The sequence below is a fragment of the Pseudomonas fluorescens genome (genome assembly GCF_030344995.1).
Classification (GTDB): Bacteria; Pseudomonadota; Gammaproteobacteria; order Pseudomonadales; family Pseudomonadaceae; genus Aquipseudomonas; species Aquipseudomonas fluorescens_BF.
Genome location: NZ_CP128260.1, coordinates 1,686,276 through 1,698,680 on the forward strand (window position 1 = coordinate 1,686,276; position 12,405 = coordinate 1,698,680).

Consider the following 12,405-nt stretch of genomic DNA (forward strand, 5'->3'; position numbering starts at 1 on the left):
TCTATCTCTCTGTCACTGCTTTTCCATTGGCCCTTGCGGGTCGTTAGGGAGAATTCCGTTCTCATGATTCGTCGTTCGTTGCCTGCCATTTTTGCCCTGGTTTTCGCTGGCCCCTTGCTGGCGGCGCCTGCCGGCCAGCAGACCCTGTTCAACTTTGTCCGCCCCGCCGATGTGGTGAAAGTGGCGACCGAAAACGCCGACCTGCCGCAAGCCAACGCCGAGCAGACCCCGGAAGGTGAAGTGCTGCGCCGGGTGACATTCAATCCGACGGCCCGTCCTACCTTGCGTTTGTCCCCGCAGACCGGTGCCTGGGACTGGTCGCAGTCCGGCATGATGAGCCTGCGCATCCAGAGCGCGATGAACTGGGCGGTGACCGTCTACGTACAAATCCAGAGCAATGACGGCAAGACCCTGGTCAGCCGCGTCGATCTGCCGGCCGGCCCGGCGCAGACCTTGCTGGTGCCGTTGAGCGCGACTTCGCCACTGAGTCAGGGCATGAAGGCCGGCCCGGTGATGCCGATGACCATCGACGGGCAGCGCATCCTGCTGGCGAGCAGCAGCGGTGAGCTGGATCGCCGCCAGGTGGTGTCGGTCAGCCTGTCGATGGATCAGCCGAAAGCCGCGCAAAGTCTGTTGCTTGAGCGCTTTGGCGTGCAGGACGAAGGCGAAGTGATCAAATCCGCCTACGGCAATCTGGTGGATGCCTATGGCCAGTCGACCCGTAGCAAATGGCCGGAGAAAGTCGTCAATGACGAACAACTGAAATCCGCCGCCGCCAAAGAACAGCAACAACTGAACACCTGGCTTGCCGAGCGCGAAAAGTCGTCGCTGGACAAGTTCGGTGGCTGGAATAAAGGCCCGGCGTTCAAGGCCAGCGGTTTCTTCCGCACCGAAAAGCGTGACGGCCGCTGGTATCTGGTGACGCCCGAGGGCCATCCGTTCTATTCCCTGGGCGTGAACACCGTCAGCCCGGAGGTCAACCAGACCTACGTGGCCGGTCGCGAATACATGTTCGAATCCCTGCCAAAACCGGGAGAGCCGCTGGCCAGCCACTTCGGCGAAGGCGACAACCGTGGCGGCAACGGTGTCGATCAGGGCCGGGGCTACAACTTCGGGCGCTGGTACGACTTCTACGGCGCCAACCTTCAGCGACTGTATGGCGAGCCGTGCATCCCGGATAGCGGCAACAAGGCCGGTGTCGCCGAAGCCGCCAAGGCTGGCGCCGCCGAAGAGGCGGCAACCAACGCCAATGCACCGGTAGCTGCCTCCGAACAACCGAAAGCCGGGGTCGCCGAGTCGGCAGCCACCAGCGGGCAAAGCGTTGCGGCACCGTGCAAAAACACGGTCGACGAGCAAAAGTGGGCCAGCCACACCCTTGATCGCCTGCAAGCCTGGGGCTTCAACACGGTCGGTAACTGGAGCGCGCCTGCTTTAGGTGACGCCGAGCGCATGCCGTACACCTTGCCGCTGTCGATTGTCGGCGATTACACCAGCATCAGCACCGGTACCGACTGGTGGGGCGGCATGCCTGACCCGTTCGATCCGCGCTTCGCCATGGCCACCGAACGTGCCGTGGCGATTGCCGCCCGCGATCATCGCGATGATCCATGGCTGATCGGCTACTTCGCCGACAACGAGCTGGCCTGGGCCGGCCCCGGTGATGATCCGAAATCTCGCTACGCGCTGGCCTACGGCACCTTGAAAATGACTACAGACGTTCCGGCCAAGCGTGCGTTCCTCAAGCAATTGCGCGACAAGTACCGCAATCAGGCGGGACTGTCGAAGGCCTGGGGGATTGATCTGCCGGCGTGGGAATTGATGGAAGACCCGGGTTTCGAGGCGCCGCTGCCGAATCCGGAGCATCCGGAAATCGAGGCCGACTTCAAATACTTCCAGAAGGTTTTTGCCGACACCTACTTCAAGACCATTTCCGACTCGCTGAAATGGCACGCGCCGAACCAGCTGCTGCTCGGCGGCCGTTTCGCCACCAGCACCCCGGAAGCCGTGGCGTCCTGCGCCCAGTATTGCGACGTGCTGAGCTTCAACATGTACACCCTGCAACCGCAGGACGGTTATGACTTCGCCGCGCTGCGCAGCCTCGACAAACCGGTGCTGATCACCGAATTCAACTTCGGCTCCACCGACCGTGGCCCGTTCTGGGGCGGCGTGACCCCGTTGAGCAAGGAAGAAGACCGCGGCCCGGCCTACGCCAACTTCCTCAAGCAGGCGCTGAGCGAGCCGTCGATTGTCGGCGTGCACTGGTTCCAGTATCTGGATCAACCGGTGACCGGACGCCTGCTCGATGGCGAGAACGGTCACTTTGGTCTGGTTGGCGTCACCGATCTGCCGTTCCAGGGTTTTGTCGAAGCCGTGCGCAAGAGCAACCTGGCGACCGTCGATCAGTTGAACAAAGAGGCGCAGAAAGCGGCTGCCACAGCGAACAAGGCCGGCCACGAAGCCGAAGGCGGCCGCAACGCTGACGCCGGCAAAGGCCCGGGGCAAGGGGCTGGCCACACCGGCGGGCATTCGGGCAACGGTCACTGATCGTTACGAAGCCTGAAGACCGCCCGGCCCGCAGCGGTTCCCAAAACCCTCACGGGCTGGAACAATGCGGGCCACTTTGTAGAGCGTTTTCGCGGGGGAGTTGCGGGTGCAGATTCAGGGACATTACGAGCTTCAATTCGAAGCGGTGCGCGAAGCCTTCGCCGCACTGTTCGACGATCCCCAGGAACGCGGCGCCGCGTTGTGCATCCGGGTCGGCGGCGAAACCGTCCTCGACCTCTGGTCCGGTACCGCCGACAAGGACGGCGCCGAAGCCTGGCACAGCGACACCATCGCCAACCTGTTCTCCTGCACCAAGACCTTCACCGCCGTCACCGCACTGCAACTGGTTGCCGAAGGCAAGTTGCAGCTCGATGCGCCGGTCGCCCGTTACTGGCCGGAATTCGCCGCCGCCGGCAAGGAATCCGTAACCCTGCGCCAACTGCTTTGCCATCAGGCCGGTCTGCCGGCCCTGCACGAGTTGCTGGCGCCGGAAGCGCTGTACGACTGGCAAACCATGGTCGATGCCCTCGCGGCCGAAGCACCGTGGTGGACGCCGGGCACCGGTCACGGCTATGCCGCGATTACTTACGGCTGGCTGATCGGCGAATTGCTGCGGCGCGCCGATGGTCGCGGGCCGGGGGAATCGATCGTCGCGCGGGTCGCCAAACCGCTGGGGCTGGATTTCCATGTCGGTCTGGCCGACGAAGAATTCCATCGCGTGGCGCACATCGCCCGGGGCAAGGGCAACACTGGCGACGCCGCCGCCCAGCGCCTGCTGCAAGTGACCATGCGCGAACCGACCGCCATGACCACCCGGGCCTTCACCAATCCGCCGTCGGTGCTCACCAGCACCAACAAGCCGGAATGGCGCCGCATGCAGCAACCGGCGGCCAACGGCCACGGCAATGCGCGCAGTCTGGCCGGGTTCTACGCCGGTCTGCTCGACGGCAGCCTGCTGGAAAGCGAAATGCTCGATGAACTGACCCGTGAACACAGCCTCGGCGAGGACAAGACCTTGCTGACCCGCACCCGTTTCGGTCTCGGCTGCATGCTCGATCAACCTGACGTGCCGAACGCCACTTACGGCCTCGGCCCGCGTGCATTCGGCCATCCGGGTGCAGGCGGCTCCATCGGTTTTGCTGATCCGGAGCACGATGTGGCCTTCGGATTTGTGACAAATACCCTGGGGCCGTACGTCTTGATGGATCCGCGCGCGCAGAAGCTGGCGCGGGTACTTGCCACTTGTCTGTAAAGCCTCGTCCGAGGTTCCAGGGCCGGAACCTCATGGCGATTTTCGTTTCAAAGCGTCTGTTTATCCGGGCGAAAGTCCTCTGATTGTTCACTAATTCTTTTTGTGGGTTTCCAATGTCGTCCAAACAAACTCTCGCCCTGGCCCTGTGTTTCGCAATCACTGGTTGTGCACAGACTCCGAAGAACGACGCCGATGGCGGCAACTGGTGGCCGTTCGGTTCTTCCGACAAAGTCGCAGCCAAGGAGCCGGCACCGGCACCTGCGCCGTTGAAACCTGCTGCCACCGCGCCGGTGGCCAAGGCCGAGAGCAGCAGCCCCTGGTACTGGCCATTTGGCTCGGACGACTCGGCGGACAAGGCTGAAGTGAAAGCTGAAGCCAAGCCCGAGGCAAAACCGGTCGAAGTCGCCAAGGCTGAAGCCGACAAGGGCGGCAAATGGTGGTGGCCGTTTGGCGGCAAGGAGCAGGACACGGCCAAAGTCGTGCCGATGCCCGATCCGAAAGTGACTCAGGCCTGGCTGGATGACTACGAGCCGCGCCTGCGCACCGCGATCAAGGACAGCAACCTGCAACTCGAGCGCCGTGAAAACGTGCTGGTCGTGACGGCGCCGGTGGAAGGCTCGTTCAACCCGGATCGCCCGGCCATGCTGCTGCCAGTGACCCTCGGCCCGTTCACCCGCGTGGCGAAAATCCTTGAAGCCGACCCGAAAACCGCCGTACTGGTGCTCGGTCACAGTGACACCACCGGTGCCGCTCCGGCCAACATCAAGCTGAGCCAGGAACGCGCCCAGGCTGTGGCGGCGATCTTCCGTCTCAGCGGTCTTCAACGTGATCGCCTGATGCTGCGCGGCATGGGGTCCGAAGCACCGCGTGCCGCCAACGACAGCGTTGAGGGCCGTGCCCTGAACCGTCGAGTCGAACTGCTGGTGACCCCGCAGAACACCATGGTTGCGCTGCTGAGCAAATACAACATGCCAGCACCGAAGCCAGTGACCATGGTTGCCTCTCAGGACGTCAAGCCTGCCGCCAAACCGGTGACCCCGGCGCCGGCTGCGAAGAAAGCAGCCGTACCGGCCACCAAAAAGGCCCCGGCCAAGAAAGCCGCTGCCAAGGCTCCAGCCAAGAAGGCCCCGGCCAAGGCACCGGCGAAAAAGACCGCGCCCGCCAAAGCTGCTGCAACCGACAAGAAAGTCGCTGCGACCGATACCACCAAAAAGTGATCCGCTAACGAAAAGGAATGCGCCGTGACCCAGTCTCTGGCAGATATGCGTCGTGATTACACCCGGGACGGCCTGACCGAGGCGCAAGCCCCGGCCGAGCCTTTTGCGTTGTTTCACCAGTGGTTTGCCGAAGCGGTGAAAACCGAACAGGCGCCAGTGGAAGCGAACGCGATGACCCTGGCCACGGTGGATGCGGACGGCCGTCCGCATTGCCGCATTCTGCTGCTCAAGGGGCTGGACGAGCAGGGCTTCACCTTCTTCACCAACTACGAGAGTGCCAAGGGCCAGCATCTGGCGGCGAACCCGTTTGCGGCCATGACGTTCTTCTGGCCGACCCTGGAGCGCCAGGTGCGGATCGAAGGACGGGTGGTGAAGGTCTCGCCTGAAGAGTCCGACGCCTATTATCAGGTGCGACCGCTGGGCAGCCGACTGGGCGCCTGGGCCTCACCGCAGAGCCGGGTGATCAACGGTCGGGGTGAACTGGAAGACTTGCTCAAGGCGACCGAACAGCGCTTCACCGACACTCAGCCCGATTGCCCGGAACACTGGGGAGGCTACCGCTTGCTCCCCGAACGCATCGAATTCTGGCAGGGCCGCGCGAGCCGTCTGCACGATCGCCTCAACTACCGTGTGCAGGGCGGCGACTGGATTCTTGAACGTCTGGCACCTTGAACAGTCTACCGAGCGGGATAGCCTGCCGCAGCGGCCTCAAGCCACTTCGGCAGGTCCCGGCGCTTGATCTTCTGCGCCTGAGCCTGCTTCAGCCGTTCCAGCATGAAGGCGCGTTTGCCTTCATCCTTGCCGGCCAGTGACAAGGCCAGGTCGCGATCCATCCAGCGTTTGATCCGCACATACAGCCACCAGTGGAAGTACAGACCGGCGGCGGTGGTGATGACAATGATGAAGTAATCCATGGAAATCCTTGGGTCGGCGGCGCAGGAAACGGAATTTGGCGCTACTGTTGGGTGAGTTCGCGGGTGCCTGTACCGGGCCTGAATGAAAGCAACTTTATCCGGGCGACGCCGTGACAGGCGTCAAGCTGCGGAGTTTAATGAATACCTGTCCTTTGGAGTTGATGCTATGCGTAAGTCTGTTCTGCTGGTTGCTTCCTTTTCCACGATGGCGATGTTGCTGACCGGCTGCCAGTCGAGCCTGACCGGTGACTCCTACTCCCGTGACGAAGCGCGTCGCGTGCAGACGATTCGCATGGGCACCATCGAATCCCTGCGTCCGGTGAAAATCGAAGGCACCAAGACCCCGATCGGCGGCGCAGCCGGTGCAGTGGTCGGCGGTGTTGGCGGCAGCGCCATCGGCGGCGGCCGTGGCAGCATCGTTGCAGCCGTTATCGGTGCCGTGGCCGGCGGGCTGATCGGTTCGGCCACTGAAGAAGGCCTGACCCGCACCCAAGGCGTTGAAATCACCGTGCGCGAAGACGACGGCAGCATGCGCGCCTACGTGCAGCAGGTTCAGGAGAATGAAGTGTTCCGCGTGGGTGAGCGGGTACGGATTTCAACTGTCGGCGGGACCAGCCGCGTTTCGCACTAAGCGCAAACGAGCGGTAAAAGAAAACCCCGATCAGGTAACTGATCGGGGTTTTTTGTTGGTTTCCGGCATCAACGAAGCAGGAAAACCTTGGCTGTAGGACGTATCTCTAAAGAGATGGGGATTGTTCGCTACGGCGATCCGGGAATATCAGGAAGGCAGCGCAGTGTTCTTTCTGCTCGCCGCCAATGTCACCGCATAACCGATCAACGCCGCAAACACCGACCCTGTGAGAATGCCCATCCGGTCCATCCCGGCGTATTCGCTGGCGCCCGGCACGAAGGCGAGGGAGCCGACAAACAGGCTCATGGTGAAGCCGATCCCGCAGAGGATCGCCACGCCCAGCACCTGGCCCCAGTTGGCGCCTTGGGGCAGGGCGGCGATGCCGATTTTGACGGCGAGCCAGGTCAGGCCGAATACGCCGACGGTCTTGCCCAGCAGCAGGCCGACGGCGATGCCCATCGGGACGTGGTGGGTGAAGCTTTCGGCGGTCACGCCGGTCAGCGACAGGCCGGCGTTGGCAAAGGCGAACAGCGGCAGAATGCCGTAGGCGACCCACGGGTGCAGCGCGTGTTCGAGGGTCAGCAGCGGCGAAGGCTCGGCGTTTTTCGTGCGCAGCGGGATGCAGAACGCCAGGGTCACACCGGCCAGCGTTGCGTGGACACCGCTCTTGAGCACGCACACCCACAGAATCAAACCGATGATCATGTACGGCCCGAGCTTGACCACACCGAGCCGGTTCATCGCCACCAGCGCCGCAATGCACGCTGCTGCCAGGCCCAGCGACAGGGTCGAGAGTTCACCGGAGTAGAAGATCGCAATGATCACGATGGCGCCGAGGTCATCGATGATCGCCAATGTCATCAGGAACAGCTTCAGCGACACCGGCACGCGCTTGCCGAGCAAGGCCAGCACGCCGAGGGCGAAGGCGATGTCGGTAGCGGTCGGAATGGCCCAGCCGTCGAGGGCGGCCGGGTTGTCGCGGTTGAGGAACCAGTAGATCAGCGCCGGTACCAGCATGCCGCCGATGGCCGCCGCGCCGGGCAGGACGATCTGCGACGGTTTCGACAACTGGCCGTCGAGCACTTCGCGCTTCACTTCCAGGCCGATCAGCAGGAAGAACAGCGCCATCAGACCGTCGTTGATCCACAACAGCAGGGGCTTGGCGATTTTCAACGCGCCGATCTGCGCCACCACCGGGGTGTCGAGCAGGCCGCTGTACAACCACGACAGCGGCGAGTTGTTGATGATTAGAGCCAGGATGGCCGCGGCGATCAGTAACAGACCGCTGGCAGCTTCCAACTGAAAGAAACGCGTGAAAGTGCTACGCAGAGGCAAGGTCGCTCTCCATCGATAAAGTCAAAAGGTGGCACACCCTAACCCGTACAGTTAGTTGTTAAAACAAAAGTTATATTCTTTTTTGTTATATATGGTTACAAGGCGCATGCCAGAACTGCAGCAGAGCCTAGCAGTTGCCAAAGGTATTGAAGCTCAGCTGTATCTGTCGGTGCTGTAGGTTTTTTCCTAAGCTTTGGGGCTGAGCCTGTGAAGGCACTTCTGCCCGATTCAACGAGAACGACAGCCATGAGCGACAACCGACAGTGGGCCCGCGAAGCCATCCGGATCATCGAAGCGGACTTCCAGCGCAGCGCCGACACCCACCTGATCCCCTTGCCGCTGCCGGGGTTCCCGGGCATCGAGTTGTACTTCAAGGACGAGTCCAGCCATCCCACCGGCAGCCTCAAGCATCGGCTGGCCCGTTCGCTGTTTCTCTACGCCTTGTGTAACGGCTGGCTGAAACCCGGCGCGCCGGTGATCGAGGCGTCCAGCGGGTCGACGGCGATATCCGAAGCGTATTTTGCGCGGATGCTAGGCCTGCCGTTCATTGCGGTGATGCCGGCGACCACGTCCAAGGAGAAGATCGCGCAGATCGCGTTCTACGGTGGCCAGAGTCATCTGGTGGACGATCCGACCCAGATCTACGCCGAATCCGAACGCCTGGCCCGCGAGCACGACGGTCACTTCATCGACCAGTTCACCTACGCCGAGCGCGCTACCGACTGGCGGGCGAACAACAACATCGCCGAGTCGATCTTCCAGCAGATGCGCTACGAGCAGCACCCGTGCCCGGCCTGGCTGATTTCCAGCCCCGGCACCGGCGGCACCACCGCCACCCTCGGCCGTTACGTGCGTTATCGCCAGCATTGCACTCGCGTGCTGTGCGCCGATGCCGAGCGTTCGGTGTTCTTCGACTTCTACCAGACCGGTGACGCCAGTTTGCGTCTGGACCACGGTTCGCGGATCGAAGGCATCGGCCGGCCTCGGGTGGAAGCGTCGTTCCTGCCCAAGGTAATCGATGCGATGGTCAAGGTGCCGGATGCCTTGTCGCTGGCGGCCATGCATTACCTGGCGCAGCGTCTGGGCCGGCATGTGGGCGGGTCGAGCGGACCAATCTGATTGGCGCGCTGATGGCGGCGCAGCAGATGAAAGCGGCGGGGGAATCGGGGTCGATCGTGGCGATCCTGTGCGATGGCGGCGAGCGCTACGCGGACACCTATTACGATCAGGCGTGGCTCAAGGCGCAGGGCTATGAACTGGAGGGATTGATAGCGGCTGTGGCGGCGAGTGCCGAACGGGGTGAGGCGCTGCCGACCTCGGTTCTGCGCGCCAATATTTGATACGCCCGGAACCTAATGTGGGAGCAAGCCCGCTCCCACAATTTTCCGGTGTCAGGCCTCGAGGCCCAGGATATCGCGCGCCACGGCTTCCGCAATCCGAATCCCGTCAACACCCGCCGACAGAATCCCGCCCGCATAACCCGCGCCTTCACCGGCCGGGAACAGACCTTTGACGTTCATGCTCTGCAGCGTCTCGTTACGCGTGATGCGCAGCGGCGACGAGGTGCGGGTCTCGATCCCGGTCAGCACCGCATCGTGCAGCGAATAACCGCGAATCTGCTTCTCGAACGCCGGCAAGGCTTCCCGAATGGCTTCGATGGCAAAGTCCGGCAAGGCCAGGGCCAGATCGCCCAGTGCTACACCCGGCTTGTACGAAGGCTCAACCTCGCCCAGCTCGGTGGACGGCGTGCCGTTGATGAAGTCGCCGACCAGTTGCGCCGGCGCCTTGTAGTCGCTGCCGCCGAGGATGAAGGCGTGGGACTCCAGACGTTCCTGCAACTCGATCCCGGCCAACGGGCCGCCCGGATAATCGACTTCGGGGGTGATGCCGACGACGATGCCGGAGTTGGCGTTGCGCTCGTTACGCGAGTACTGGCTCATGCCGTTGGTGACCACGCGGTTCGGCTCGGAAGTCGCCGCCACCACGGTACCGCCCGGGCACATGCAGAAGCTGTAGACCGAACGGCCGTTCTTGGCGTGGTGCACCAGTTTGTAGTCGGCGGCTCCCAACTTGGGGTGACCGGCGTACTTGCCCAGACGCGCGCGGTCGATCAGCGATTGCGGGTGCTCGATCCGGAAACCCACCGAGAACGGCTTGGCTTCCATGAACACGCCACGGCTGTGGAGCATGCGGAAGGTGTCGCGGGCACTGTGGCCCAGCGCCAGAATCACGTGTTTCGAATGCAGGGTTTCGCCGCTGGCCAGTTCGACGCCGACCAGTTGGCCGTCTTCGATCAGCACGTCGGTGACGCGCTCCTGGAAGCGTACTTCGCCGCCCAGGGCGCGGATCTCTTCGCGCATGGTCTCGACCATACCGGTCAGACGGAACGTACCGATGTGCGGCTTGCTGACGTAGAGGATTTCTTCCGGCGCACCGGCCTTGACGAACTCGTGCAGAACCTTGCGGCCGAGGAATTTCGGATCCTTGATCTGGCTGTACAGCTTGCCGTCAGAGAACGTACCGGCACCGCCTTCGCCGAACTGCACGTTGGACTCGGGGTTGAGCACGCTTTTGCGCCACAGGCCCCAGGTGTCCTTGGTGCGCTGGCGCACTTCGGTGCCGCGTTCGAGGATGATCGGCTTGAAGCCCATCTGTGCCAGCAACAGGCCGGCGAAGATCCCGCACGGGCCGAAACCGACCACGATCGGGCGCTGGCTCAGGTCGCTTGGCGCCTGGCCGACGAATTTGTAGCTGACATCCGGCGCCACGTTGACGTTACGGTCGTCGGCGAACTTGCCCAGCACTTTGGCCTCGTCGCGCACTTCGAGGTCGATGGTGTAGATGAAGCACAGTTCGGAGGACTTTTTGCGCGCATCGTAGCTGCGCTTGAACAAGGTGAAATCGAGCAGGTCATCGCTGGCAATGCCCAGGCGTTGCACGATGGCAGCGCGCAGGTCTTCGTCAGGATGGTCGATCGGCAGCTTGAGTTCGGTGATTCGTAACATGACAGGATCCGGTTCGCGGGGCGCACAACTGCGCCAGGGCGTTTGAAGGCGGCGATTATAAGCCGCATCGGCCGGATCCCGTGAGGGTAAAACGATCAGTCGTTGCGCGATCCGCCGAAATACCCGCAACCACGCTGTACCTTGCCGTCGATACGCAGCTCGGCGCTCATGTGCTGCACGCTGCCGGTGCTGCTGTCGACGCAGCGCTGTGGCGCTACCCACAACTCGATGCGCTGGTTGTTGGCTTCGCTGCTGAGATTGAAACGACCGTCGCCCAGCTGCTCTTCGACGTAGGGCACGGCGAGCGGTGGCTGGCCTTCGCGGTCGATGACCAGGCCCTTGCCGCTGACCTTGACGTTCCATTCCGGGCCATGGCCGGCGGCGCGCAGGATCAGCTGTTTGAAATTGGGGTCGTCACAGGCAGTGCCGGAACGTTCGACACGATAGAGCTGGGTCAGGTCGAGGCGGTCGCCGGCGATCTTTCCGCGAACGTCGGCGAACAGCTTGCCCTGTTGATCGGCCAGGGTGGCGGCCTCTTGCAGAATGCTGGTGCCGCCAATGTCGTTGACCACGTACTGGCGCTGCTCGCCGCAGGCCTGGAACACCAGTTTGCCGTCGGCAGCGGTCAGTTGCCCCTGCATCCGCGTCTGGCCAACATGGGAGGCACTTTCCCGCGCGCCATCGAACAACTGGCACGCGGCAAACAACGGGAGCAGGGCAACAACGATCAGGGAACGGGCAACACGCATCTTCGGCTCTCCAGACAAGTGCCGTCACGTTACGCAGGCTGACCGTTCATCACAAGGGTTTAGCCCACGTGAAATGTCTGACCTGTCTGCAAGCCTTCGACACTTTTGGCGTAGGCCAATGCCACATCCGCCGCAGGAACCGGCTTGTAGCCACGGAAGTACGGGGCGTAGCTGCCCATGGCCTCGACCAGCACGGTCGGGCTGATCGAGTTCACGCGCAGACCGCGTGGCAGCTCAATGGCCGCTGCGCGGACGAAACTGTCCAGCGCGCCGTTGACCAGTGCAGCCGATGCGCCGCTGCGGATCGGATCGTGGCTGAGCACGCCGGTGGTAAAGGTGAACGATGCGCCGTCGTTGGCGAATTCGCGGCCGATCAGCAGCAGATTGACCTGGCCCATCAACTTGTCTTTCAGGCCGAGGGCGAAGCTGTCTTCGGTCATTTCACCCAGTGGGGCGAAGGTCACGTTGCCGGCGGCGCAGACCAGCGCGTCGAACTTGCCGGTCTGGTCGAACAGCTTGCGGATCGATGCGCTGTCGCTGATATCCACCTGGAAATCGCCGCTGCTGCGACCGATACGAATGACTTCATGACGCTGCGACAGCTCTTTGTCCACCGCCGAACCGATGGTGCCGCCTGCGCCGATCAACAGAATTTTCATCGTGCTTGCCTCAAGTGATTGAACGAGGTTTCAGTCTAGAGTGGTTTTTTCTGTGGATAAGCGCGCTAATGGGCAACCTTTGGTTTTCAAATGGAAACA

Annotated in this window: 10 protein-coding genes and 1 pseudogene; 6 read left to right on the forward strand and 5 right to left on the reverse strand. The window is 62.6% G+C overall.

The window, feature by feature from the left end; translation table 11 throughout:
* The first annotated feature begins 63 nt into the window (after nt 1-63).
* The 4 genes from QR290_RS07580 (at nt 64) to pdxH (ending at nt 5,685) form a co-directional block, all read left to right on the forward strand.
* A complete protein-coding gene (locus QR290_RS07580; RefSeq protein WP_289204634.1) occupies nt 64-2,544 on the forward strand; it encodes a beta-galactosidase in 2,481 nt (826 codons plus the stop codon).
* Between the two features lie 106 nt (nt 2,545-2,650).
* The gene (locus tag QR290_RS07585; protein ID WP_289204635.1) at nt 2,651-3,796 is read left to right on the forward strand and encodes a serine hydrolase domain-containing protein; all 1,146 of its coding nucleotides are present in this window, start codon (nt 2,651-2,653) and stop codon (nt 3,794-3,796) included.
* A 113-nt stretch (nt 3,797-3,909) separates the two neighbouring features.
* Complete coding sequence (locus QR290_RS07590; RefSeq protein ID WP_289204636.1) at nt 3,910-5,013, forward strand: OmpA family protein; 1,104 nt, start codon at nt 3,910-3,912, stop codon at nt 5,011-5,013.
* Between the two features lie 24 nt (nt 5,014-5,037).
* The gene (pdxH, locus tag QR290_RS07595) at nt 5,038-5,685 is read left to right on the forward strand and encodes a pyridoxamine 5'-phosphate oxidase (RefSeq protein WP_289204637.1); all 648 of its coding nucleotides are present in this window, start codon (nt 5,038-5,040) and stop codon (nt 5,683-5,685) included.
* A 5-nt stretch (nt 5,686-5,690) separates the two neighbouring features.
* On the opposite strand, the gene QR290_RS07600 is transcribed toward pdxH, so the two are convergent.
* Complete coding sequence (locus QR290_RS07600) at nt 5,691-5,927, reverse strand: hypothetical protein (protein ID WP_115076801.1); 237 nt, start codon at nt 5,925-5,927, stop codon at nt 5,691-5,693.
* A gap of 166 nt (nt 5,928-6,093) precedes the next feature.
* On the opposite strand from QR290_RS07600, the gene QR290_RS07605 reads away from it, so the two are divergent.
* Entirely contained in the window at nt 6,094-6,558 is a 465-nt protein-coding gene (locus tag QR290_RS07605; RefSeq protein ID WP_024776354.1) for a glycine zipper 2TM domain-containing protein, read from the forward strand.
* A gap of 147 nt (nt 6,559-6,705) precedes the next feature.
* Here QR290_RS07605 and nhaA read toward each other — a convergent pair whose 3' ends face one another.
* Nucleotides 6,706-7,893, reverse strand: coding sequence for a Na+/H+ antiporter NhaA (gene nhaA / locus QR290_RS07610; RefSeq protein ID WP_289204638.1), 1,188 nt, complete (start codon nt 7,891-7,893; stop codon nt 6,706-6,708).
* 246 nt (nt 7,894-8,139) lie between these two features.
* On the opposite strand from nhaA, the pseudogene QR290_RS07615 reads away from it, so the two are divergent.
* Nucleotides 8,140-9,233 (forward strand): annotated as a pseudogene (locus QR290_RS07615) (PLP-dependent cysteine synthase family protein).
* 51 nt (nt 9,234-9,284) lie between these two features.
* Here QR290_RS07615 and QR290_RS07620 read toward each other — a convergent pair.
* From QR290_RS07620 to QR290_RS07630, 3 genes are all read right to left on the reverse strand, one after another.
* Nucleotides 9,285-10,898, reverse strand: coding sequence for an NAD(P)/FAD-dependent oxidoreductase (locus QR290_RS07620; protein ID WP_289204639.1), 1,614 nt, complete (start codon nt 10,896-10,898; stop codon nt 9,285-9,287).
* Nucleotides 10,899-10,993: 95 nt separating this feature from the next.
* Nucleotides 10,994-11,647, reverse strand: coding sequence for a COG3650 family protein (locus QR290_RS07625; protein ID WP_289204640.1), 654 nt, complete (start codon nt 11,645-11,647; stop codon nt 10,994-10,996).
* A 59-nt stretch (nt 11,648-11,706) separates the two neighbouring features.
* A complete protein-coding gene (locus QR290_RS07630; RefSeq protein ID WP_289204641.1) occupies nt 11,707-12,306 on the reverse strand; it encodes a short chain dehydrogenase in 600 nt (199 codons plus the stop codon).
* Between the last annotated feature and the right edge of the window lie 99 nt (nt 12,307-12,405).

Bases quoted from the DNA above. Each gene is read 5' to 3' on its own strand.
- QR290_RS07580 (WP_289204634.1), top strand. From the start codon at position 64: ATGATTCGTCGTTCGTTGCCTGCCATTTTTGCCCTGGTTTTCGCTGGC.
- QR290_RS07590 (WP_289204636.1), top strand. From the start codon at position 3,910: ATGTCGTCCAAACAAACTCTCGCCCTGGCCCTGTGTTTCGCAATCACT.
- QR290_RS07600 (WP_115076801.1), bottom strand. From the start codon at position 5,927: ATGGATTACTTCATCATTGTCATCACCACCGCCGCCGGTCTGTACTTC.
- QR290_RS07605 (WP_024776354.1), top strand. From the start codon at position 6,094: ATGCGTAAGTCTGTTCTGCTGGTTGCTTCCTTTTCCACGATGGCGATG.
- QR290_RS07620 (WP_289204639.1), bottom strand. From the start codon at position 10,898: ATGTTACGAATCACCGAACTCAAGCTGCCGATCGACCATCCTGACGAA.
- QR290_RS07625 (WP_289204640.1), bottom strand. From the start codon at position 11,647: ATGCGTGTTGCCCGTTCCCTGATCGTTGTTGCCCTGCTCCCGTTGTTT.
- QR290_RS07630 (WP_289204641.1), bottom strand. From the start codon at position 12,306: ATGAAAATTCTGTTGATCGGCGCAGGCGGCACCATCGGTTCGGCGGTG.